The organism is Lentzea sp. NPDC092896, assembly GCF_044754905.1.
GTDB lineage: Bacteria > Actinomycetota > Actinomycetes > Mycobacteriales > Pseudonocardiaceae > Lentzea.
Genome location: NZ_JBIVPX010000001.1, coordinates 695,859 through 722,807, shown reverse-complemented (window position 1 = coordinate 722,807; position 26,949 = coordinate 695,859). Strand labels below are relative to the sequence as shown.

1 protein-coding gene is annotated in these 26,949 nt (G+C 70.7%); it reads right to left on the bottom strand.

The genetic code is table 11. From position 1 onward, the window contains the following. Positions 1-117: 117 nt before the first annotated feature. Positions 118-26,949 (bottom strand): type I polyketide synthase, encoded by a 26,832-nt coding sequence (locus ACIQF0_RS03410; RefSeq protein ID WP_401023957.1) that lies wholly within the window; start codon positions 26,947-26,949, stop codon positions 118-120.

Sequence of the window (26,949 nt, the reverse complement as noted above, 5' to 3'; positions counted from 1 at the left end):
CCAGCCGGACACGGTCATCCCGCCAGCAATTGGAGCAGCGGAAGCGGTAGCGAATTCCTCAGAAAAACCGGCGGCCGGTCACCCCTGGAGAAGTGACCGGCCGCCGGGAGTCCCGGATCAGTCGGTGTGGCCGTCCAGCGCGGCCTGAATGAGGTCGTCGACGCTCATCTCGTCGATGTCCTCGTCCGTCTGAGCCGTTCCCTTGCCGATGAGCTGCATCAACGGCTCCAGCACGCCGATCTCGCGCAACTGGGTGAGCGGCACCCGTGCCAGCAGGCTGCGGATCTCCGACTCCTCCGTGTCGACCGCGGCTGCGTCCGGGATCAGCTCGGTCAGCACGTGCGTCGCGAGTTCCTCCGGTGACGGGTGGTCGAACACCAGCGTGGACGCCAGGGCCAGGCCCGTGGCGGCGTTGAGCTGGTTGCGCAGCTCCACCACCGCGAGAGAGTCGAACCCGAGGTCGCGGAACGGCCGATCGGGGCGCACGGCATCGACGTCGGCCTGTCCGAGCACCTCCGCCGCACGCGTCCGCACCAGTTCCAGCACCTCGTCGAACCGCTTCGTCGCGGGCAGCGCCAGCAGCTTCTCCCGGAACGCGCCCTCCGCGACCGGGGCCTCGACGGCGGTTTCGGTGGCCAGCTCGCGCAGCAGCGGGTTCGGCCTGAACCCACCGGAGAACCTGCCCTTGTCGACCGCCGCCACGACCGCCGTGGCCAGACCCTCGCCGACGAGCTGCCGCAAAGCGACACACGCCAGTACCGGGTCCATCGAGGCGATACCGGCCCGTTTGGCGTTGGCCAGCGCGTCCTCGGTGTCGGCCATGCCGCCGCCACCCCACGCACCCCACGCGATCGACGTCGCCGCGAGTCCCTGGCCCCGCCGGCGATCCGCCAGCGCGTCGAGCATCGCGTTGGCCGCCGCGTAGTTCGACTGGCCGGGGCTGCCGACCGACGACGACGCGGAGGAGAACAGCACGAAAGCGTCGAGGTTCTCGGTGAGCTCGTCCAGCAGCAGTGCCGAGGTGACCTTGCTGCGGAACACCGCCTCGAACCGTTCCGGCGTCATCTTGTCCAGCACGCCGTCGTCGATGATGCCGGCGGTGTGCACGACGCCCGTCAACGGATGCGGGAGCGCGGAAAGCACCGCCTGCAAAGACTTCCGGTCGGCCACGTCACACGCGGCGATCGTGACGTCGACGCCCAGGCCGACGAGTTCCGAGCGCAACTCGTCCGCCCCAGGCGCGTTCACCCCGCTGCGGCTGACCAGAACCAGGTGCTCGGCGCCGTTCCGCGCGAGCATCCGGGCGACGTGGCCGCCGAGCGCACCGGTACCGCCGGTGATCAGGACCGTGCCGCGCGGCTGCCACTCCTGTGCCGGCACAGGTGCCGGTGCGGCGACCAGCCGCCGGCCGAACAACCCGTTGGCCCGCACCGCGACCTGGTCCTCTCCGTCGAGTCCGGAAAGGACGGACGTGAGCCCGTTCGCGACCCTGTCGTCGACGACGGAGGGCAGGTCGATCAGGCCGCCCCAGCGTTCGGGGTGTTCCAGCGTGACGACCCGGCCGAGGCCGTGGATCGCGGCCTGCGTCAGGTCTTCGAGAGCCGTTCCGTTGACGGCGGCTCCGTCGCGGGTCGCGCACCACAGCGGTGCGTTGATGCCCGCGTCGCCGAGTGCCTGGATCAACGCGGCGGTCAGCAGCACCCCGGCGGGCGCGCTGCCCTCACCGGCGTCCGCGCGTCCGAGCAACGACAGCACTCCGGTGAACGTCGTGCCGAGCGAGCGCAGTTCGTCCGCGATGGCCTCGCGATCCGGGGCCGTGACGTCGATTCGCACGACACTCACGCCGAGCGAGTCGATGACCGCGTCGCTCCAGTCGTCCTGGCCTGCTGTCACCGCGAGCCACGTGCCGGTCAGCTCACCGGACCTGGTGGTGTCCAACGGCTTCCAGGTGATCCGGTGCCGCCAGCTGTCGACGAGCGCGTGGTCCGTGCGCTGCTTGCGCCAGTCGAGCAACGCGGGCAGGACCTGCGACAACGCGTCGGTGTCGACGCTCAGGACGTTCTGCAGCGACCCGAAGTCCTCGCCCTCGACCGCGGCCCAAAACGCCGTGTCGTCGCTGGCGGGCGCGGCGGGCTTCGCGGAACTGGCCATGGTCGACGGCCAGAACCGCTGGTGCTGGAACGCGTAGGTCGGCAGCGTGATCTTCTCGCCGGCCCCGAAGAACCCGGCCCAGTCGACCTTCACGCCGCGGGTGTGCAGGCGGGCGAGCGCGCCGACGATCGACTGCTCCTCGCCGCGGTCCTTGCGCAGCAGCGGAATCCCCTCGACCAGACCGGCCAACGTGGCGTCCGGGCCGAGCTCGACGAACGTGGTGACGCCGCGTTCGCGAAGGGTTTGGACGTTGTCCGCGAACCGCACCGCTTCCCGCACGTGCCGCACCCAGTACTCGGGGTCGGTCACATCGCCCTCCGCCACCACGGGGATCCGCGGCTGCTGGAACGTCAGCGACTCCACAGTGGACCGGAACTCGTCCAGCATCGGGTCCATCAGCGGCGAGTGGAAGGCGTGCGAGACACGCAAACGCTTGGCCTTCCAGCGTTCCGCGATCGCGACGACGGTGTCTTCCGGTCCGGCGATCACGACCGACTCGGGGCCGTTGACCGCCGCGATCACCACGCCGTCGGTGAGGTGCGGCAGCACGACGTCCTCACTGGCCTGCACCGCGACCATCGCGCCACCCTCGGGCAGCGCCTGCATCAACGCCGACCGCACGGTCACGAGCTTCGCCGCGTCCTCGAGGCTGAGCACCCCGGCGGCGTGCGCGGCCGCGATCTCGCCGATCGAGTGGCCCGCCAGGAAGTCCGGCTTGAGACCCCACGACTCGGCGAGGCGGAACAGCGCGACCTCGATGGCGAACAACGCGGGCTGCGTGGTGCCGGTGAGGTTGAGCGCGTCCTGGTCCTCGCCCCAGACGACGTCCTTCAGACCGGGGTCGAGATGGCTCAGGACCTCGTCGAACACGGCCGCGAACACCGGGAACCTGGCGTGCAGGTCCCGGCCCATGCCGAGGCGCTGCGAACCCTGCCCGGAGAACAGGAACGCGACTTTGCCGGAGCGCGCCACCTCGTCGCGGACGACCAGGGGGTTGCGGACGTCGGACGCCAGCGCGGCCAGCGCGCCGGTCAGGTCCTCGCGGCTGCTCGCCAGCACGACCGCGCGCTGATCGAACGAGGCGCGCGTGGTGGCCGCCGAGCGGGCGATGTCGAGCAGGCCGGCGTCGACGTCGAGCAGGCGCGCGGCCTGGTCGCGCAGGGCCGACGGCGTCCGTCCGGACACCAGCACCGGCAGCACGTCGAAGTTATCCACAGATCGCCCAGCGGCCCCTTGACCAGCACTTTCATCCGGTACGCTGGAAATTGGGGGGATCCCCGACGCTCCCGGCGCTTCCAAGATCACGTGTGCGTTGGTGCCGCTCGCCCCGAAGGATGACACGGCGGCGCGCCGTGCGCGGTCAACGGTGGGCCACGCCGTGCGTTCCTGCAGCAGCCGCACCGCGCCGGCGGTCCAGTCGACGTGTGAGGACGGCGTCTCGGCGTGCAGGGTGCGAGGCAGTTCGCCCGCCCGCATCGCCATCACCATCTTGATCACGCCCGCCACACCGGACGCCGCCTGGGTGTGGCCGATGTTCGACTTGACCGCGCCCAGCAGCAGCGGCGCCTGCCGGTCCTGCCCGTAGACTCCGATCAGCGCCTGCGCCTCGATCGGGTCGCCGAGCTTCGTGCCGGTGCCGTGCGCCTCGACGGCGTCCACATCGGACGGACGCAGCCCGGACGCCGCCAGCGCCTGCCGGATGACCCGTTGCTGGGCCGGTCCGGACGGGGCGGTCAGGCCGTTCGACGCGCCGTCGGAGTTGATCGCCGAGCCGCGCACGACCGCGAGCACCTCGTGGCCGTTGCGCTGAGCGTCCGACAGCCGCTCCAGCACCAGCATGCCGACACCTTCGGCCCAGCCCGTGCCGTCGGCGTCGTCGGAGAACGCCTTGCAGCGGCCGTCCTCCGACAGCGCGCCCTGAGCGCTGAACTCGATGAACCCGACCGGCGTCGACATCACGCACACACCGCCGGCCAGCGCCATCTCGCACTCACCGGTGCGCAGCGCCTGGGCCGCGAGGTGCAGCGAGACCAGCGACGACGAGCACGCGGTGTCGACCGAGACCGTCGGTCCCTGCAGGCCGAACGTGTAGGCGAGGCGGCCGGACAGCAGCGACGCGGACTGCGCGGTCTGCCACTCCAGGCCGGTCTCCTCTGCCGACGGCCGGTACTCGCCGCTGCCACCACCGACGAACACACCGGTGACGCTGCCGCGGATCGTGGCCGGGTCGACGCCCGCCCGTTCCAGTGCCTCCCAGGCGGTCTCGAGCACGATGCGCTGCTGCGGGTCCATGACCATCGCCTCACGCGGCGAGATCGAGAAGAAGTCCGGGTCGAAGTTCGGCACGTCGTAGAGGAAACCGCCGCTGCGGGTGACGCTCAGTCCACTGTAGAGGGTGGGGAGGTCCCAGCCGCGGTCGGCGGGGAACTCCCCGATCGCGTCGCCGCCGTCGAGCAGCAGCGTCCACAGGTCTTCCGGCGACCTCACGTCACCGGGGTAGCGGCAGGCCATGCCGACGATGGCGATCGGGTCGTCGGTCACGGTCCTGGTGACGAACTCGATCTCGTCCGCGCCGCCGAGGAGTTCGGTGAGCAGGTGCTCGGCGAGCTCGTTCGGCGTCGGGTGGTCGAACACCAGCGCGGCGCTGAGCTGCAGGCCGGACTCGGTCTGGATCTGGTTGCGCAGGTCGACGGCGGTGAGCGAGTCGAAACCGAGGTCGCGGAACGGCACGTCCGGTTCGATCGCGTCGGTTCCGTTGTGGCCGAGGACCAGCGCCGCCTTCTCGCGGACGAGGGTCAGCAGCGTGCCGTGCCGTTCGTACTCGGGCAGCCGTTCGATCACCTGCTTGAGAACCGGCTCGACGACCGCCTTCTCCTGCGCGAACCCGCTGAACAGCTTGTTGGGCTGCTGGAACGTGATCCAGTCGACGTTCGCGACGACGACGTTCGTCCGTCCACTCGCGACGGCGCTGTGCAGTGCCGCGATGGCGTTCGGGGCCTCGAGGACCGGGATGCCGCTCATCCGCAGGTGCGCGGTCATGCTCTGGTCGGTCGTGCCCTCCCACGGCGAGTACGCGATGGAGGTCGCCTTGAGGCCACGGGCTTTCCGCTGTCGCGCGAAGTCCTCGACGATCGCGCTGTGGGCGGCCTGCTGGGCCTGGCCGCGGAAACCCCAGGTCCCGGCGACGGAACCGAAGACCACGAACGCTTCCAGGTCACGGTCACCCAGCTGCTCGTCGAGCTGCTTCAGTGAGTCTGCGCCGCCGAGGTGGATCACCGCGGTGACGTCGTCGGTCAGGGTGTCGGTGGTGTTGTCCAACGCCCTGAGCTGCTCGCCCATCGGACCTTCCGCGCCGACGAGCAGGATCTTGCCGGCCGGAGTCCACGGGGTGGTGGCCTCGATGCGGCGCAGTCGTGGCACGAACGCGCCTTCGGCGTGGAAGGCGGCTTCCTGCTCCTGCAACGGAATCCCCCACGTGTCGGTCTCGACGCGGATCAGGCCGCCCCAGCGTTCCGGCTGTTCCAGCGCGGCGACGCGGCCTTCGCCCCAGACAGCGGGTTCGTCGCTGACACACCACAGCGGGGCCGTGATGTTGTTCTCGGCCAGGGTGTTCAGGATCTCGAACGGGCTGGTGCCGCCCGTCGCGATCACGCCGGCGTAGTCGCCGGGCACGAGGTCCGTGACGGTGTCGCCCGCGAATCCCGTGGTGTCACCGATGGCGAGCCAGGTGCCGTCGGTCGTGGTCCTGACCTGGTGCTGCTCCCACACGACCTCGTACAGCCAGTCGTCGGTGACGGACTTCGGCGTCGTGGTGGGCCAGAAGCGTTCGCGCTGGAACGCGTAGGTGGGCAGCGGGACGCGTTTCGCGTTGGTGCCCGCGAAGTACTGCGACCAGTCGACTTCGGCGCCACGGACGTGCAGCGTGCCGAGGGCGAGTGCGAACGCGCTGAGCTCGTCGCGGTCCTTGCGTTGCGTGGCAACGGCTCCGTCGACCATCGCGGCGAGCACGCCGTCCGGGCCGATCTCGACGAACGTGTCGACTGCCTTCAGGCTCTGGACGTTGTCGTGGAAGCGGACCGTGTCGCGGACGTGGTTCACCCAGTAGTCGACGGTCGTGACGTCGCCGGTGGCGGCCATCGGGATGCGCGGCGGGGTGAACGTGATGCCTGTGATCGCCGCGCGGAAGTCGTCCAGCACCGGGTCCATCAGCGGCGAGTGGAACGCGTGACTGACGGTGAGCTGCTTGGTCTTCTCGAACTTCTTGGCGATCTTCTGGACCTGGGCCCTGTCGCCGGCGATGACGATGCTGTTCGGGCCGTTGACCGCGGCGATCGACACCTTCTTCGACTTGCCGAGTTGCTTGCGGACCTCGGCTTCGGTGGCGAGGATCGAGACCATCGCGCCGCCGGCCGGGAGCGCCTGCATGAGCGCGGCGCGGGCGGTGACGAGCTTCGCGGCGTCTTCGAGGGTCAGCACGCCGGCGATGTGCGCTGCCGCGATCTCGCCGATGGAGTGGCCGGCGACGTGGTCGGGCAGAACGCCGAGGCTCTGCACGAGCCGGGCGAGTGCGACCTCGATCGCGAACAGCGCGGGCTGCGTGGTGCCGGTCTGGTCGAGCTGCTCCTCGTCCTCGCCCCAGATGACGTTCCTGAGGTTGGGGTCGAGGTGTGCGAGCACCTCGTCGAGGGCCTGCCGGAACGTGTCGAACCGCGCGTAGAGCTCACGCCCCATGCCGAGGCGCTGCGAGCCCTGGCCGGTGAACAGGAACGCCGTCGTGCCCGCCTTGCGCGCCACACCGCTCGTGACTTCGACACCGTCGATCAGCAACGCACGGTGCGCGAACTGCGCACGCGTCGTCGCCGCCGAGAACGCCAGGTCGAGCTCATCGGCCTCGACCCCGCGGAGCAGGCCGATCTGCGCGCGCAGCGCAGCGGAGGACTTCGCCGAAACAACGACGGGGGCCCCCTTGGGGGGACGCGAAGTCCCCACTCCAATCGTCGCACGGGAGGTCGGCGACTCCGGGGCCGCAAGATCGACAACTGCCGAGTTGTCCACAGGCGCCGAGTTGTCCACAGAAGCGGGACTCGGGGTTGCGCCTTCGAGGATCACGTGCGCGTTCGTCCCGGACAGGCCGAACGCCGAGATGCCGGCGCGGCGCGGGCGGCCGGCGGCAGGCCAGGCCGTGTTCTCCGTGAGCAGCGAGACCGGGCCGGACGTCCAGTCGACGTGTGAGGTCGGCGCGTCGACGTGGAGCGTCCGGGGCAGCACGCCGTGGCGCATCGCCTCGACCATCTTGATGACGCCCGCGACGCCCGCCGCCGCCTGCGAGTGGCCGATGTTCGACTTCACCGAGCCCAGGTAGAGCGGCTCGGAGCGGTCGGCGAACGTCGCGAGGAGCGCCTGCGCCTCGATCGGGTCGCCCAGCGTCGTGCCGGTGCCGTGCGCTTCCACGGCGTCGATGTCGCTCACGGACAGACCGGCGTCCGCGAGAGCGCGACGGATGACGCGCTGCTGCGAGGGGCCGTTCGGGGCGGTGAGGCCGTTGGAGGCGCCGTCGGAGTTGACGGCCGAGCCGCGCACGATGGCCAGTACCTCGTGACCAGCGGCGATGGCGTCGGACAGGCGTTCCAGCACGAGGATGCCCGCGCCCTCGGACCACGCCGTGCCGTCGGCGCCGTCGGCGAAGGCCTTGCAGCGGCCGTCCGGGGCGAGTCCGCCCTGGGTGGTGAACTCGACGAACGAGTCGGGGCTCGACATGACGCTGACACCGCCGGCGAGCGCGAGAGAGCACTCACCGGAGCGGAGCGCGCGCATCGCCCAGTGCATGGCGACCAACGACGACGAGCAGGCCGTGTCGATGGTGACGGCCGGTCCTTCGAGTCCGAGGACGTAGGACAGGCGGCCGGACATCACCGACGCCGTGTTGCCGGTGGCGAGGTAACCCTGGATGTCCGGGTCGAGCGAGCGGCGCAGGACGTTCTCGTAGTCCTGGCCGTTGGTGCCGACGAACACGCCGGTCGCGCTGCCCTTCAACGACAGCGGGTCGATGCCGGTCCGTTCCAGCGCTTCCCAGGCGGTTTCCAGCACCAGACGTTGCTGCGGGTCCATCGCGAGCGCCTCCCGCGGCGAGATGCCGAAGAAGTGCGCGTCGAAGTCCGCGACCCCGTTCAGGAAACCGGCTTCCAGCGACGCCGACGCACCGGCTCCCAGCGCGGCCAGGTCCCAGCCGCGATCGGACGGGAACGAGCTGATGCCGTCGCCGCCGGAGGAAACCAGGTCCCAGAACGCTTCCGGGGACGTCACGCCGCCGGGGAAGCGGCAGCCGATGCCGACGATCGCGATCGGGTCGTCGTCGACCCGCCGCGTGATCACCTCGGCGGGAACGTCGCCGACCTCGCCCAGCAGGAAGTCCGCCAGGTCGTAGGGAGTTGGATAGTCGTAGAGCAGTGACGCGGGCAACGTCAGCTCGGTCGCGACCTGGAGGCGGTTGCGGAGTTCCAGCGTCGTCAGGGAATCGAAGCCGAGGTCGAGGAACGCGCGGTCCGGGTCGACGTCGGAAGCGTTGCCGTGGCCCAGAACCGCGGCGATCTGGCCGCGCACCAGGTCCAGCACGGTGCGGTTGCGTTCGGCCTTCGACAGGCCCGCCAACGCCTTGCGGAACTGCGGCTGCTCGTTCTCGACGACCTTTTCCGTGGTGTGGAAGCGTTTGACCTCGGGCAGGTCGCCGACCAGCGGTGCCGGACGCAGACCGGCGAGCGCGGGCAGGAACCGTTCCCAGTCGATCTCGGCGACCAGCACGGACGCGTCGCCGTGTTCGATGGCCTGCTGGAGTGCCTGCAACGCGAGTGCGGGCTCCATCGGCGTGAATCCGCCGCGCTTCAGACGTTCCGCGACGCCGCCCGCGACCGCCATGCCGGCTCCGCCCCACGGTCCCCACGCCACCGAGGTGGCCGGAAGTCCTTGCAGGCGGCGGTGTTCGGCGAAGGTGTCGAGGAAGGCGTTGGCCGCGGCGTAGTTGCCCTGGCCCGCGCCGCCGATGACGCCCGCGGTCGACGCGAAGAGCACGAACGCGTCGAGGTTCTCGGTGAGCTCGTGCAGGTTGCGGGTCGCGTGGACCTTGGCGCGCAACAGGTTCGTGAACGACGTGGCGTCCATCGACTCGACGAGGCCGTCCTCGACGACTCCCGCCGCGTGGAAGACCGACGTGACCGGGTGCTCGGCGAGGAGTGCCGCCAGTGCGTCGCGGTCGGCGACGTCGCAGGCCTTGACGATCACGCGCGGGTCGTCGAAGTCCGCGGTTCCGGTGCGGCTGACGAGGACGACCTGTTCGGCGTCGTGGTCGAGCAGCCACTGCGCGACCTGCTTGCCGATCGCGCCCGTACCGCCGGTGACGAGCACGCGGCCCGGCCGGTAGTCGCGGTGCAGCGCGCTCGGGGTGCTGTGGATGAGGCGGCGGCCGTAGACGCCGGACGGCCGCACGGCGACCTGGTCCTCGCCCGTGCCGGCCAGCACGCCGGGGATGCGGCGCGCGGTGTTCCAGTCGAGCTGTGCGGGCAGGTCGATCAGGCCGCCCCAGCGCGTCGGGTGCTCCAGCGCGATGACGCGGCCAAGGCCCCAGACCGTCGCGCTGTCGGGGTTCGCGATCTGCTCGCCGCCGCCGACCGACACCGCGCCGCGCGTCGCCACCCACAGCGGGGCGTCCTGTCCGGCGTCGCCGAGTGCTTGCACGACAACGGAGGTGCGGACCAGCGCGTCCTCGGCTTCGGCGTTGATCGCGAGCAGCGACAGCACGCCGGCGTAGTCGCCGCGGGCCTGTTCGGCGAGTTCTGTTCGCGTGGTGACGTTGACTGTGACGGTCTCGACGCCCAGTGCCTCGATCAGCTCGGACGCGTCGTGGTCGGTGAGGACCAGCCACGGACCGGTGAGGGTCGTGGACGTCGTGATCGGCTTCCAGGTGACCGCGTAGCGCCACGAGTCCACAGTGGACCTCTGTTTGCGCGAACGCCACTGCGCCAGCGCGGTGAAGTCCTCGCGTTCGACGGCGGCCCAGAAGTCGTCGTCGACGAAGTCTCCGTCGGTGGCTTGTGTCGCGGTGACGGGCTCCGGCCAGAAACGCTGGTGCTGGAACGGATACGTCGGCAGCTCGACCTCGGCTGTGGCGCCCGCGAAGTACGCGGACCAGTCGACGGTGGTGCCGCGCACGTGCAGGCCCGCGAGTGCGGTCAGCAGCGTGGCGACCTCGTCGCGGTCGCGGCGCAGAGCGGGAACCAGCACCGCCTCTTCGGTGAGCGACTCCTGCGCCATGCCGGTCAGCACGCCGTCCGGGCCGAGTTCCAGGAACGCCCGCACGCCCTTGGTTTCGAGCTGCGTGACGACGTCGGCGAACCGGACGGCGTCGCGGACGTGCCGGACCCAATGGTCGGATTGTTGAACAATCCCACCAGTCAACAACGGGATCGTCGGATTGTTGAACGAAAGCCCGTCGACGACGGCGCGGAACCCGTCGAGCATCGGCTCCATCAGCGGCGAGTGGAACGCGTGGCTGACCTTGAGCCGCTTGGTCTTCTCGAACCGGCCCGCGATCGCCTCGGCTTCGGCCTCGTCGCCGGCGATCACGATGCTGGTCGGCCCGTTGACGGCGGCGATCGAGACGCGCTCGGTGAGCAGCGGCGTGATGTCGCTTTCCGCCGCCTGGACGGCGATCATCGCGCCACCGGTCGGCAACGCCTGCATGAGACGGGCACGGGCGGAGATCAGCGCGCACGCGTCGTCCAGGCTGAGGACACCCGCGACGTGCGCGGCGGCGATCTCGCCGATGGAGTGGCCGGCCAGGTAGTCCGGCGTGACACCCCACGACTCGACGAGCCGGTAGAGGGCGACCTCGACCGCGAAGATCGCGGGCTGGGCGTAGCCGGTCTGGTCGAGCTCGGCCTCGTCCTCGCCCCACATGACGTCGCGCAGCGGCCGGTCGAGGTCCGCGTCGAGGTAGGCGCAGACGGCGTCGAGAGCGTCGGCGAACACCGGGTAGCGCTCGTACAGCTCACGGCCCATGCCGAGACGCTGCGAGCCCTGGCCGGTGAACAGGAACGCGGTGCGGCCGCGCGTGGCCTGCCCGCGCACGACCGCGCTGGACGGCTGGTCGTCGCGCAACGCCGTGAGGCCGCGCACCAGTTCGTCGCGGTCGCTCGCGATGACGACGGCGCGCCGTTCGAACGTGGACCGCTTGGTGGCGAGCGAGGCGGCCAGATCTCCGAGGCCCGCGCCCACGTCGATGAGGCGGCCGGCGACCTGCTTGAGCGCCTCGTCCGCGCGCGCCGACAGCAGGACGGGCACTGCTCCGTTCGGCGGAATCGATTCCGATTGGCCGGCCCCCTGGGGGGAACTACCCCCCATCCCAATCATCTCAGGCAGGTCTGACAATTCCTGCTGACCAGCCTGGGCTGGGGCTTCTTCGAGCACCACGTGGGCGTTCGTGCCGGAAAGGCCGAACGACGAGACGCCGGCGCGCTTCGGGTGGCCGGTCTGCGGCCACGACTCCTCGGTGGCGAGGAGCTTGATGGAGCCCGAGGACCAGTCGACCTTCGTCGAGGGCTGGTCGACGTGGAGGGTTCGGGGCAGCACGCCTGCCCGCAGCGCGAGCACCATCTTGATGATGGACGCGACGCCCGAGGCCATCTGGGTGTGGCCGATGTTCGACTTCATGGAGCCGAGCAGCAGTGGTTGCGCGCGGTTCTGGCCGTAGGTGGCGAGCAGGGCCTGGGCCTCGATCGGGTCGCCCAGTGCGGTGCCGGTGCCGTGGCCGTCGACGGCGTCCACTTCGGACGGTTCGAGGCGCGCGTTGGCCAGGGCCTGGCGGATGACTCGTTGCTGTGACGGGCCGTTCGGGGCGGTGAGGCCGTTGGAGGCGCCGTCCTGGTTGACCGCGGAGCCACGCACGACCGCGAGGATGCGGTGGCCGTTGCGGACCGCGTCGGACACGCGTTCCAGCAGCACCAGGCCCACGCCCTCGGCGAGGGTCATGCCGTCGGCGGCGTCGGAGTAGGCCTTGCAACGACCGTCGCGGGCGAGCGCGCGCTGCCTGGAGAAGCCGACGAACGCGCCGGGGGTCGCCATGACCGAGACTCCGCCTGCCAGCGCCAGAGACGATTCGCCGTCGCGCAGTGACTGGCAGGCCAGGTGCAGCGCGACCAGAGACGACGAGCAGGCCGTGTCGAGGGTGACGGCCGGGCCTTCGAGGCCGAACAGGTAGGAGACGCGGCCCGACAGCACGCTGGAGAGCGTGCCGGTGATCATGTGGCCCTCGTCGCCGGGCTGGTCGGAGCCGCCCGCCGAGTAGTCCTGGTAGGAGGCGCCGATGAACGCGCCGGTCAGGGTTCCCTTGAGCGACTGCGGGTCGATGCCGGCTCGTTCGATGGACTCCCAGGCGGTTTCGAGCAGGAGGCGTTGCTGCGGATCCATCGACAGGGCCTCGCGCGGGCTGATGCCGAAGAAGCCGGGGTCGAAGTTCGCGACGTCGTGCAGGAAGCCGCCCTGCACCGAGTAGGCGCCGCCGGGGGCGTCCGGGTCGGGGTTGTAGAGGGCGTCGCCGTCCCAGCCCCGGTCGGCGGGGAAGCCGGAGATCGCGTCGACGCCGTTCATCACGACGTTCCACAGGTCTTCCGGTGTGGCAACGCCTCCGGGGTAGCGGCAGGCCATGCCGATGATCGCGATCGGCTCGTCGGACGCGGCGGAGGCGATCACCGGGGCGGTCGACGGGGTGTCGGCGCCGAGGAGTTCGCCGAGCAGGAACTCGGTCAGCGCGAGAGGGCTCGGGTGGTCGAACACCATCGTCGTCGGCAGGGTCAGACCCGTTGCGGCGGCCAGCTTGTTGCGCAGGTCGACGGCGGTGATCGAGTCGAAGCCGACCTCGCGGAACGCCCGGTGCTCGGTCAGCGCGTCGGTCGAGGTCATGCCCAGCACGGACGCGGCTTCGGCACGGACGAGTTCCAGCAGCTGCTGCTCGCGTTCGGCGGGCGGCAGGGTCCTGAGCTTGGCCGCGAGGTCGCTGTCGGAGTTGGTGGCCTGCTCGGCGGCGACGGCGAGCGCACGAACCTCCGGCAGCTCCTCGAAGAGCGTGCTCGGGCGCATCGCCGTGAAGACCGGGTGGTAGCGGTCCCACGCGATGTTCGCGATGGCGATCTCGGTCTCGTCGTCCTCGATCGCGCGCTGCAGGCCGGCGAGTGCCAGGCGTGCCTTCATGAACTCCAGGCCGCTGCGGCGGATCTGGTCGGTGTCGACGCGGCCGAGGCCGATGTCGTCGGACCAGATGCCCCACGAGACCGAGGTGCAGCGCAGGCCGCGCGCACGACGGTTGGCGGCCAACGAGTTCAGGTAGGCGTTACCAGCCACATAGGACGCGTGGTTGCCCGAGCCCCACATGCCGGAGATGGACGAGAACAGCACGAACGCGTCGAGGTCCTCGGTCAGCAGCGCGTCCAGGTGGGCGGCGCCGTCGACCTTGGCGGCGAGGATCTCGCTCAGACCCTCCACAGTGGACCCATCGATCGAGTGCAGGCCGATCACCGCGGCGGTGTGGACGACCGAGCGGATCTCGCGGCCTTCCGCGCGCAGGTCGTTCAGCATGCGTTCGACGTCGTCGCGCTTCGCGATGTCGCAGGAGACGACCGTGGTGGGGGTGCCGAGTTCTTCCAGTTCCGCGACGAGTTCGCGGGCGCCGGGAGCATCGAGGCCGCGGCGGCTGGTCAGCACCAGGTGCTCGGCGCCCTTGTGCGCGAAGAACCTCGCGACGTGCGGGCCGAGCGTTCCGGTGCCGCCGGTGATGATCGTGGTGCCGCGCGGGGTCCAGTCGCTCTCGGCCGGCCTCGACGGGGCGCGGACGACGCGGCGGGCGAGCGTGCCGGACGCGCGGATCGCGAGCTGGTCCTCGTCGCCGGCGTTGACCAGTGCCGAGACGAACCGTTGCGCCGCGCGCTGGTCGAGCTGTTCCGGCAGGTCGAGGGAGCCGCCCCAGCGTTGCGGGTGCTCCAGTGCGGCGGTCCAGCCGATGCCGATCGCCTGCACCTGCGCCGGGTGGTCGACGGTGTCCGCGCGGCCGGTGGAGAGGGCGTTGCGGGAGATGTTCCAGACCGGCGCGTTGACGCCGGCGTCGCCGAGGGCGTTGATCAGGTGGACGGTCAGCAGCAGACCTGTTGGCAGGCCGAGGGTTCCGGGGCGTTCGTCGGTGGGCAGCAACGAGACGACGCGGTCCGTCTCGCTCTCGCCGAGCTTGGCCGCGATCGAGGCGCGGTCGTCGTCGGCGCCCAGGACGATGCGCTGCACGTCGCCGAGCGCGGTGACCACGTCGGTGTCGTCGATGGCGTCGGTGGTGATGACGGTCGTGGTGCCGGTGAGCTTGCCGTTGTCGAGTCCGCGCAACGGCTTCCACGTCGTGCGGTAACGCCACGAGTCCGTTGTGGACTGGTCTCGGCTGCTCTGGCGCCAGGTGTTCAGGGCGGGCAGGACGGCGGCGAGCGTGGCCTCGTCGAGGTGCAGGCTCTGGGTGAGGGTGGCGAGGTCGGACTGTTCGACGGCCTGCCAGAACGCGTTGTCCGCCGGGTCCGAGTCGGGTGCCGCGACGGGGTGCTGCGGCGGGCCGATCCAGAAGCGTTCGTGCTGGAACGGGTAGGTGGGCAGGTCGACGCGGGTGCCTTCGAGGTGCCACTTGACCGGGTAGCCGCGGACCCAGACCTCGGCCAGTGACTGCAGGACGCGGTGCAGGCCGCCGATGTCGCGGCGCAGCGTGCCGGTGACGACGCCGCGCTTGCCTTCGAGCGCGTCCTGGACGCCCGGCGTGAGGACCGGGTGCGAGCTGACCTCCACGAACACCTGGTGTCCGGTGCCGATCAGCTGCTCGACGGCCTCGTGGAGGTGCACGGTCTGGCGGAGGTTCGTGAACCAGTACTCGGCGTCGGTGTTCGCGTCGTTCCACTCGCCGGTGACCGTGGAGAGGAACTTCGTGTGCGGGGTGAGCGGGGTGATGGTGGCGAGGTCGTTGACGACGTCCTCGCGGATGTACTCGACCTGGGCCGAGTGCGAGGCGTAGTCGACCTCGATGCGGCGGACCCGCACGCCCTGCTCGACCAGCTTGCCGCACAACGCGTCCAGCGCCTCCAGGTCGCCAGAGACGGCGACGCTGTGCGGTCCGTTGGTGGCGGCGAGGCTGAGGCGGTCGCCCCATTCCTCGAGGTGGGGCTGGACTTCTGCCGCGGAAAGGCCGATGGACACGATGCTGCCGCGGCCCGACATGACGCGGCCGATGGCCTGGCTGCGCAGGGCGACGACCTTGGCGGCGTCTTCGAGGCTGAGGGCGCCGCTGACCGCCGCGGCGGCGATCTCGCCCTGGGAGTGGCCGATGACGGCGTCCGGGGTGACGCCGTGGTGCTGCCAGACCTCGGCGAGCGACACCATCATCGCCCAGCTCGCGGGCTGGACGACGTCGACGCGGTCGAGGCTGCCCGCGTTGCGGATGACGTCGAGGAGGTTCCAGTCGACGTGCGGCTGCAGCGCCGCGGCGCACTCGGCCATGCGGGCGGCGAAGATCGGCGACTCGTCGAGGAGTTGCGCGCCCATGCCGACCCACTGCGAGCCCTGGCCGGGGAAGATGAACGCGACCTTGCGCTCCAGGTCGGCGATGCCCCTGGTGTCGGCGCCGTCGATCAGGACGGCGCGGTGGTCGAAGTGGGGGCGGCGGCTGAGGCTGTAGGCGATGTCGGACGGGTCGGCTTCGATCGCGCGGATGCCTTCGAGCTGGGCGCGGAGAGCGGAGTCGGACTTGGCCGACACGAGCCACGGTGCCGCTCCGGTCAGCCGGGGCGCTGCTCCGTTTGGCGGAATCGATTCCGATTGGCCGGCCCCCTGGGGGGAACTACCCCCCATCCCAATCATCTCAGGCAGGTCTGACAATTCTGGCGCCGTCGCCACCTGCTCCAAGATCACGTGGGCGTTCGTGCCGCTGATGCCGAACGACGAGACGGCGCAACGGCGGGCGCGTCCGGTCTCAGGCCATGCCGTGGTGTCCTGCAGCAGCGAGATGGTGCCCGGGCTCCAGTCGACGTGCGAGGACGGCTCGGCGGCGTGCAGCGTGCGGGGCAGGACGCCGTGCTGCAGCGCCATGACCATCTTGATGACGGACGCGACGCCCGCCGCGGACTGGGTGTGGCCGATGTTCGACTTCACCGAGCCCAGCAGCAGCGGGCGGTCGGCGTCGCGGTCGCGGCCGTAGGTGTTGAACAGCGCCTGGGCCTCGATCGGGTCGCCCAGGGACGTGCCGGTGCCGTGCGCGTCCAGGGCGTCGATGTCGGCTGTGGTCACGCCGGAGTTGGCGAGGGCCTGCAGGATGACGCGCTGCTGCGACGGGCCGTTCGGGGCGGACAGGCCGTTCGAGGCGCCGTCCTGGTTCACGGCCGAACCGCGGATCACGGCCAGGACGCGGTGCCCGGCGGCGAGGGCGTCGGACTGGCGCATCAGCAGGAGCATGCCGATGCCCTCGGACAGGGTCATGCCGTCCGCGGTGTCGGAGAACGACTTGCAGCGGCCGTCCTTCGCCAGGGCGCGCTGGCGGGAGAACGCGATCAGCGGCTTCGGGTTCGGCATGATCGTCGCGCCACCGGCGACGGCGAACGCCGACTCGCCCGTGCGGAGTGACTGGCACGCCAGATGCATTGCCACCAAAGAGGAAGAACAGGCGGTGTCGACGGTGACGGCCGGGCCTTCGAAGCCGAACACGTAGGCGACGCGGCCCGACAGCACCGACGGCGAACTGCCGGTGACCTGGTAGCCCTCAGAGCCGCCGTCACCGCCGCCGTACTCGATGTACGAGGAGCCGATGAACGCGCCGACCTTCTTGCCGCGCAACGCCGCCGGGTCGATGCCCGCGCGTTCGACGGCCTCCCAGGTGGTCTCGAGCAGGAGACGCTGCTGCGGGTCCATGCCGGTGGCCTCGCGGGGCGAGATGCCGAAGAACGCCGGGTCGAAGTCACCCGCGTCCGGCAGGTAGCCGCCGGCGGTGGTGTAGGTGGTGCCGGGGCGGTCCGGGTCAGGGTCGTACAGCTGCGCCATGTCGAAGCCGCGGTCCGCCGGGAACTCCGTGATCGCGTCGGTGCCGGCGAGCACCATCTCCCAGAACGCCTCGGGGGTGTTCGCGTCGCCGGGGAAGCGGCAGCTCATGCCGACGATCGCGATCGGCTCGTCCGAGTCGACGTTCGCCGTGTAGGTCAGCGCCTCCTCCGCCGAGCCGAGCAGTTCGGCCAACAGGTGCTCGGCGAGCACGACCGGGGTCGGGTAGTCGAAGACGAGGGTCGCGGGCAACGGCAGACCGGTGGCGTCGGACAGCTTCTTGCGCAGCTCGACGGCGGTCAGCGAGTCGAACCCGATGTCGCGGAACGCCCGGTTCTCCCCCACCTCTTCGACCGAGCTGTGGCCGAGGGTCGCGGCGGCCTCGGCGCGCACGAGTTCGACGAGCTTGCGCTTCTGGTCCTCTTCGGACAGTGAACGGAGGTTCTTCGCGAACTCCGAGTCGTCGCGCTTGACCTCCTCCACGACCGCGAGCGCCTTGACCTCGGGCAGGTCGGAGAGCAGCGGCGCCGGGCGGACCGAGGTGAACAGCGGGAAGTAGGTGTCCCAGTTGATGTCCACGACGGTCACGCAGGTGTCGTCGTGCATGACGGCGCGGTTCAGTTCCACGACGGCCTGGTCGGGCTTGAGGAACGTGAGGCCGCGGCGCGCCAGGTTGTCGGACATGGCCTCGTGCGTGGCCATGCCGACCTCGGCCCACGGGCCCCACGCGATCGACGTCGCGCGCAGACCACGGGCGCGGCGGGCTTCGGCGAGCGCGTCGCAGTAGGCGTTCGCGGCACCGTATGCGGCTTGGCCGCCACTGCCCCACACGCCGGCGATCGAGCCGAACAGCACGAAGAAGTCGACCTCGCCGACCAGCGCGTCGATGTTCGCGGCGCCGATAACCTTGGCGGACAACACGTTCGCGAAGTCCGGCAGTTCGGTCAGTTCGAGCGGGGCGTGCTGCGCGGCGCCGGCGGTGTGCACGACACCGGACAGGTCCGCGATGTCGTTGACGACGGCGGCCAGCGCGTCGCGGTCGGCGACGTCACAGGCCACAATGGACACGCGTGGACCGAGCTCCTCCAGCGCTGCCTTGAGTTCGGCGGCGCCGGGGGCGTCCATGCCACGGCGGGACGTGAGCACGAGGTTCTGAACGCCGCGCTCCGCCAGCCACTTCGCGGTCGTGGCGCCCAGGCCACCGGTGCCGCCGGTGATCAGCACGGTGCCGTGCGCGGTGTAGTCGGACGGCAGTGCGTCGACGGGGCGATGTGCGAGCCGGCGTCCCAGGACACCGGACGAGCGGACGGCCAGCTGGTCCTCGCCGTCGAGTCCGGCGACGCAGGACACGAAGCGGCGCAACGCGTTCTCGTCGGGTGCCGCGGGCATGTCGATCAGACCGGCCCAGCGCTGCGGGAGTTCGAGGGCGGCGGCGCGGCCGAAGCCCCAGACCGCGGCCTGCGCGGCGGACCGCACCTCGTCGGAGGTCTCGGCGGCGACCGCGCCGGACGTGACCGTCCAGACCGGCGTCCCGACGGACTTGACCAGCAGGATCGACTGCTCCAGGCCGGTCGTGAGGACGTCCGACGGCGACTCGTCCAGCGCCACCAGCGACACGATCAGATCGCACTCGGGCACGTCGTCGATCGAAGTGACGACCGTGACCTCGGCGCCGTGCGCGGCGAGGACCGCGCGGTACGGCTCGGCGTCGACAGCCGGGGTCGTCAGGACGGCGATGTGACCGGACAGGACCGGTGTGCCCGTGACGCGGACCGGCGCCCACAGCACGCGGTAGCGCCACGAGTCGAGCAGCGACTTCTCCTGGTTGCCCGCGCGCCACGACGACAGCGCCGGGATCAGGGAGTCCAGCGACGCGCTCTGTTCCTCACCGAGCCGGAGCAGCGCGGCGAGTTCGCGGGCGTCACCGCGTTCGATGGCCGCCCACAGCTTCGCGTCGGCCGGATCGGCGTCCGTGTCCGTCACGGCCGGAGCGGTGGAACCCAGCGGCCAGTAGTACTCGTGCTGGAACGCGTAGGTCGGCAGCGACACCCGTTGCGCCGGGCCGAAGAAGGTCTTCCAGTCCACGGACACGCCCGACGCGTACAGGCGTCCCAGGGCCAACGCGACCGACGCCTCTTCCGAACGGTCCTTGCGCAGCACCGGGATCGCGCCGTCGACGAGCGCCGACAGCGCACCCTCGGGGCCGATCTCCACGAACGTCGTCACGCCGGCGCCGCGCGCCGCCTCGACCGCGTCGTGGAAGCGGACGGCCTCGCGGACGTGGCGCACCCAGTAGTCGGATTGTTGAACAATCTCCGTGTGGGATTGTTGAGCGATCGAGTCGTTGGATTGTTGAGCAATCCCACCAGTGAACAGGGGGATCGTCGGATTGTTGAACGAAAGGCCCTCGACGACGGCGCGGAACTCGTCGAGCATCGGCTCCATCAGCGGCGAGTGGAAGGCGTGCGAGACGTCGAGCCGCTTGGACTTGCGATCGTCGAATTGTTCAACAATCCTACGAACCTCGTCGTCCACGCCGGCGATCGTCACGGAATCCGGGCTGTTGATCGCGGCGATCGAGACGCCGGCCGTCAGCAGCGGCGTGACCTCGGCCTCCGTCGCCTGAAGGGCCACCATCGCGCCGCCGGCCGGAAGCGCCTGCATCAGGCGCGCACGGGCCGACACGAGGGCGCAGGCGTCGTCCAGCGACAGCACACCGGCGACGTGCGCGGCGGCGACCTCGCCGATCGAGTGCCCGACGACGGCGTTGACCTTGACGCCCCACGACCGCACGAGCCGGAACAGCGCGACCTCGAAGGCGAACAGGGCGAGCTGGGCGTTGCCGGTCTGACGCAGGTCCTCCTCGGAGGAACCCCACATCACGTCACGAACGGGAAGCCGGTCCAGCACCTCGTCCAGAGCGGCGGCGAACACCGGGTAGCGGGCGTGGAGCTCACGGCCCATGCCCAGGCGCTGCGACCCCTGTCCGGAGAACAGGAACGCCACCTTGCCCGGCACGACCTCGCCCTCGACCACGGCGGCGTCGGGGTGCTCCGTCGCCAGCGCACCCAACGCCCGCAGCAGCGACTCGCGATCAGAAGCCACCACGGCGGCCCGCTGCTCGAACGCCGAACGCGTCGTCGCCAGCGAGAAAGCCAAGTCGTGCAACGAAACGTCAGACGACTCGACGTAGGAACGCAGGCGCGCGGCCTGTCCTCGCACGGCACGGCGAGTGCGACCGGACAGCACCACCGGCACGACGACCGAGGACGGCTCAGACGGCTCGGCTGCAGCGGTCGGCGGCTGCTCGATGATGATGTGCGCGTTGGTCCCCGAGATGCCGAACGACGAGACACCGGCACGGCGCGGGCGTTCCACGGAGGGCCACGAACGCGACGAGGTCAGCAACTCGACGGCGCCCTCGGTCCAGTCGACGTGCGAGGAAGCCTGAGTGACGTGGAGAGTCTGCGGCAGCACGCCGTGGCGCATCGCCTGCACCATCTTGATCACGCCCGCCACACCGGCGGCCGCCTGCGTGTGGCCCATGTTCGACTTCACCGAGCCGAGCAGCAGGGGTTCCGTGCGGTTCTGGCCGTAGGTGGCCAGCAGGGCCTGCGCCTCGATCGGGTCACCCAGGGTGGTGCCGGTGCCGTGCGCCTCGACGACGTCCACATCGGACGTCGCCAGGCCGGCGTTCGCCAGTGCGGCACGGATCACGCGCTGCTGAGCGGGCCCGTTCGGGGCCATCAGGCCGTTCGAGGCGCCGTCCTGGTTCACGGCCGAGCCGCGGATCACGGCGAGCACGGGGTGTCCGTTGCGCACCGCGTCGGAAAGGCGTTCCAGCACCACGACACCGGCGCCCTCGGACCAGCCGACGCCGTCGGCCGAGTCGGAGAACGCCTTGCAGCGGCCGTCCGGCGAGAGACCGCGCTGCCGGGAGAACTCGACCAGCGCGGTCGGCGTCGACATGACCGTCACACCGCCGGCCAGCGCCAGCGAACACTCCCCCGCGCGCAGCGCCTGCATCGCCCAGTGCATCGCCACCAGCGACGACGAGCACGCGGTGTCGACGGTGACCGCAGGGCCTTCCAGACCGAGGGTGTAGGAGACACGACCGGACACAATGGACGGTGAGGTGCCGGAGCCCTGGAAGCCCTCGAAGTCACCGCCGGCCAGGCGTGCGCCGTAGTCGTTGTACATGACGCCCGCGAACACGCCGGTCTGCGTGCCGCGCAACGAGACCGGGTCGATCCCGGCGTGTTCGATCGCCTCCCACACGACCTCGAGCAGGATGCGCTGCTGCGAGTCCGTGCCGAGCGCCTCGCGGGGCGACATGCCGAAGAACCCGGCGTCGAACTCGCCCGCGTCGTGCAGGAAGCCACCGGAGCGCGAGTACGTCGTGCCGGGGTGGTCGGGGTCGGGGTGGTAGAGGTTCTCGAGGTCCCAGCCGCGGTTCGACGGCAGGCCCGACACGGCGTCGCCGCCCTCGGACACCATCCGCCACAGGTCGTCGGCCGAGCCGATGCCGTCCGGGTAGCGGCAACCCATGCCGACGATCACGATCGGGTCGTCCGAGTCGGCGGCGCGCACCTGTTCCGGCACAACGACGTCCGTGTCGCCGGCGAACAGCTCGTCCAGCAGGTGGGCGGACAGCGCGTCGGGCGTCGGGTAGTCGAACACCATCGTCGCGGGCAGGCGCAGGCCCGTCACCGCGGTCAGCTGGTTGCGCAGCTCGACGGCGGTCAGCGAGTCGAAGCCCAGGTCCTGGAACTGGCGGGACGGCTCGATCTCGTCACCGGAGGCGTGGCCGAGCACGGCCGCGACCTGCCCGCGAACGAGCTCCAGCACGGCGTCGGACCGTTCCTCCGCGCCCAGCACCGACAGGCGGCGGATCAACGTGTCCGCGGTCTCCGAACCCGAGGCCGCACGACGGTTGCGCACGCGGATCAGGCCGCGCAGCAACGGCGGCACCTCGCCGCGCTGCCGCAACGTCGCCAGGTCCAGGCGCGCCGGCACCAGCACCGGCACCGAGGAGGCGACGCCGCGGTCGAACAGGCTGAGGCCCTGTTCGACGGTCAGCGGCGGCATTCCGGTGCGCGCCATGCGTTCGGCGTCCGTGTCGGACAGCATGCCCTCGACGGCCCACGCGCCCCACGCCAGCGACACGGTGTTCGGGCGGTACTCCGCGAGCGCGTCGAGGAAGTGGTTGCCGGCGGCGTAGTTCGCCTGACCGGCCGTGCCCCAGGTGCCGGCGAGCGACGAGAACAGCACCAGCGGTACTGAAGGCAGCGCCTGCGCCAGGTTCCAGGCGGCGTCGACCTTCGGACGCAGCACCGCGTGCAGGCGTTCCGGCGTCAGCGACGAGATCACGCCGTCGTCCAGCACGCCTGCGCTGTGCACGACGGACGAAATCTCGTGCTCGGCAACGAGAGCCGCGAGCGCTTCGGCGTCCGCGACGTCGCAGGCGACCACGGAGACGTTGGCGCCCAACGCTTCCAGGTCCGACACGTCACCTGTGCCGCGGCGGCTGACCAGCAGGAGGTTCTGGACGCCGTGCTCGGCGATCAGGTGCCGCGCGATGACCTTGCCCAGGCCACCGGTGCCACCGGTGATCAGGACCTGCCGACCCCAGTCGATCGGCGTTTCCTCGATCTCGGCGCGGGCCAGGCGCGGCGCGTAGACCTCGCCGTCGCGCAACGCAAGCTGCGGCTCGTCGGATGCGGCGGCCGCGGCGAGAGCTGCCTGGGAGGCGTCCGTGCCGTCCAGCTCGATCAACGAGAAGCGGCCCGGCGACTCGGACTGCGCCGAACGCACCAAGCCCCAGACCGCGGCGGACGCGAGGTCCGAGCTGCTCGTCACGAACACGATGCGTTCGTCGCGCTCTTCCTGCAGAAGGCCGAGAACGCGCTCCGTCAGTTCGTGGACCGATGCGACGACGTCCTCGTTCCCTTGCAGGGGAACGATCAGGACGTCGGCGTCCGCATCGGCCGCGGGCACCGTCACCGGCACCCAGTCGACCTTGAACAGCGAGTCGCGATCCACAGTGGACTCCGCCGCGACCGGCCGCACTACCAGGGAGTCGACCGAGGCGACCGGCGCGCCGGCACCGTCGACGGCGGCGATGGCGTAGGCGTTGTCGCCGGAACGGGTCAGGCGGACGCGCAGCGAGGAGGCGCCGGTCGCGTGCAGCGACACGCCCTCCCACGAGAACGGCAGTCCGGCCTCGCCCTCGCCGGAGATGATCGCGGCGTGCAGGGCGGCGTCCAGCAGTGCCGGGTGCAGGCCGAACCCGGCCGGGTCGACGCCTTCCGGCAGCGCGACCTCGGCGTAGACGACGCCGTCCTCGCCGCGCCAGGCGTGTCGCAGTCCCTGGAAGACGGGCCCGTACTCGAAGCCCATCGCGGCGAAGTTCTCGTAGCAGCCCTCGGTGTCCAGCGCGGTGACACCGGCGGGCGGCCACACGGTCGTGTCGAAGGAGAGCTCTCTTGCAGGGGCTCCAAGAACACCGATCGCGTGCTGCGTCCAGGGTTCGTCGTCGGTGCCCTCGGCGCGCGAGTAGATCTTGACGGTGCGGCGGCCGTTCGCGTCGGCGTTGCCGATCCACAGTTGCACCTGGACGCCGCCGCGTTCGGGGACGAGCAGTGGGGCGGTCAGCGTCAGTTCCTCGACGCGGTCGCACCCGACCTCGTCACCGGCGCGGATCGCCAGCTCCAGGTAGGCCGTGCCGGGCAACAGGACCGCGCCGCGCACGGCGTGGTCGACCAGCCACGGGTGGGTCTGGCGGGTCAGGCGGCCGGTGAGCAGCGCGCCGTCCTGGTCGGCGAACGAGACGGTGGCGGTGAGCAGCGGGTGTTGGGCGGCACCGAGTCCGGCGGCACGCGGGTCGTGGAAGCCGCCACCGCCCTTGGGCCAGTAGCGCTTGGCCTGGAACGCGTACGTCGGCAGGTCGACGCGTTTCGCGTTCGTTCGGGCGAAGTAGGCGTTCCAGTCGACCTTGGTGCCGCGGACGTGCAGACCGGCCAGTGCCGTGGTGATGGCCTCGATCTCGTCGCGGCCCTTGCGCAGCAACGGGATGGCGCCGTCCTCGACCAGCGCGGACAGGACGCCGTCGGGGCCGATCTCCAGGAAGTGCGTGACGCCGTGGTTTTTCAGCCAGCTGATGCCGTCGGCGAACCTCACGGCTTCGCGGACGTGGGAGACCCAGTAGCCGGCCGTGGTGATCTGCTCGACGCGGGCCTGTTCGCCGGTGACGTTGGAGATCAGCGGGATGATCGGTGCCGCGAAGGTGATGGTTCGTATTGCCGCCCGGAACTCTTCGAGCATCGGCTCCATCAGCGGCGAGTGGAACGCGTGGGAGACGTTGAGCTGCTTGGTCTTGCGGTCTTCGAAGTGCTTCGCGACTGCGTGGGTTTCTGCTTCGGTGCCCGCGATGACGATGCTGGCCGGACCGTTGATCGCGGCGATGGAAACGTTCGTGGTCAGGTGCGGGGTGACCTCGTCCTCGGTGGCCTGGAGGGCGATCATCACGCCGCCGGGCGGGAGGTTCTGCATGAGCCGCGCGCGGGCCTGGACAAGCTTGGCCGCGTCTTCGAGGCTGAACACGCCGGCGATGTGGGCGGCGGCGATCTCGCCGATGGAGTGGCCGGCTACGAAGTCCGGCTTCAGGCCCCAGGACTCGGCGAGGCGGTAGAGGGCGACCTCGATGGCGAACAGCGCGGGCTGGGTGTTCTTGGTCTGGTTGAGGGCTTCCTCGTCGTCGCCCCAGATGACGGCTTTGAGGTCCGGGTCCAGGTGTTCGAGGACCGCATCGAAGGCTTGCGCGAAGACCGGGAAGCGGATGTGGAGGTCGCGGCCCATGCCGAGGCGCTGGGCGCCTTGGCCGGTGAAGAGGAAGGCCTGCTTGGAGCGCGTGGCGGTGCCCTGGATGAGGCCGGGGGCGGGGGTGCCGTCGAGGAGGGCTTCGAGGCCGGTGCGGAGGTCTCCGACGATCGCGGCGCGGTGGTCGAAGGACGCGCGGGTGGTGGCGAGGGAGTAGGCGAGGTCGAGGGCGTGCTCAGAGGCGAGTGGCTGGGCGGTGGCGGTGGCTGTGGCTGTGGCGAGCAGGCGCTCGGCCTGGGCGCGCAACGCCTCTCGGGAGCGGCCCGAGACCAGGAACGGCACGGCTACGGCGGTCGGCATGGCTCCAGCGCTCGCCACAGTTCCGGCGCTTGCCACGGCTCCAGCGTTCGGCTCCGGCTGGGCTTCGGCCTGGTCAGGCGCGGCGCCCCCGTTCGGAATCGATACGGATTCACCGGCCCCCTGGGGGAATCCACCCCCCATCCCAATCATCTCAGGGAGGTCTGACAATTCCGGGGCGGGCGCTTCCTCGATGATCGTGTGCGCATTGGTGCCGGACAGGCCGAACGACGACACGGCGGCACGGCGCGGCTGACCGGTGGCGGGCCACGGGGTGTTCGCGGTGACCAGCCGAACGGCGCCCGCCTCCCAGTCCACGTGGGTGGACGGCGCGTCGACGCCCAGGGTCTGGGGCACGACGCCCGCGCGGATGGCCATGATCATCTTGATCACGCCGGCCACGCCCGCCGCGGCCTGGGTGTGGCTGATGTTCGACTTCACCGAGCCCAGCAGCAGTGGCTGTTCAGGAGAGCGGTTGCGGCCGTAGGTGGCCAGCAGTGCCTGGGCCTCCACCGGGTCGCCCAGGACGGTGCCGGTGCCGTGCGCCTCGACCACGTCGATCTGGTCGCTGGTCAGGCGGGCGTTCACCAGCGCGGACTTGATGACTCGCTGCTGCGACGGGCCGTTCGGGGCGGTCAGGCCGTTCGAGGCGCCGTCCTGGTTGACGGCGGAACCGCGCAACACCGCCAGGACCTCGTGGCCGTTCGCGCGTGCGTCCGACAACCGCTCCAGCACGAGCATGCCGACGCCTTCGGACCAACCCGTGCCGTCAGCCGCGTCGGCGAACGAGCGGCAGCGGCCGTCCGCGGACAGGCCGCCCTGGCGCGAGAACTCCACGAACGTCGCGGGGTTCGCCATGACGGTGACGCCGCCGGCCAGGGCCAGAGTGGACTCACCGGCGCGCAGCGACTGCATCGCCAGGTGCATTGCCACCAAAGAAGAAGAGCAGGCCGTGTCCAGGGTGACGGACGGGCCGACGAAGCCGAGGGTGTAGGAGATGCGGCCCGAGATGACCGAGTTCGAGGAGCCGAGCAGGACCATGCCCTCGCCGCCCTCGCCGGGGCCGAGCTGGTAGTCCTGGTTCATGGCGCCCGCGAAGACCGCGGTGGAAGAACCCTTCAGCGCGTGCGGGTCGATGCCCGCGCGTTCCAGTGCCTCCCAGGTGACCTCCAGCAGCACGCGCTGCTGCGGGTTCATGCCGAGGGCCTCGCGGGGTGAGATGCCGAAGAAGTCGGCGTCGAAGTCGCCCGCGCCCTCGAGGAAACCGCCCTGGTCGCTCGACGAGAGGGCGAGCATCTCGGGATCCCAGCCGCGGTCGTCGGGGAACGAGCGGATGCCGTGTTCTCCGTTGACGACCATCCGCCACAGATCTTCGGGACCGCGCACCCCACCGGGGAAACGACAGCCGATGCCGACCACGGCGATCGGTTCCGCCGCGGCAGCCTCGATGTCCTGCAGGCGCCTCTTGGTGCGCTGAAGGTCCGTGCTTGCCCGGCGGAGGTAGTCCCGGAGCTTCTGTTCGTTGTCCAT

What these genes read in the sequence shown, in the direction of transcription:
- ACIQF0_RS03410 (WP_401023957.1), bottom strand. Translation starts at nt 26,949, where the DNA reads ATGGACAACGAACAGAAGCTCCGGGACTACCTCCGCCGGGCAAGCACG.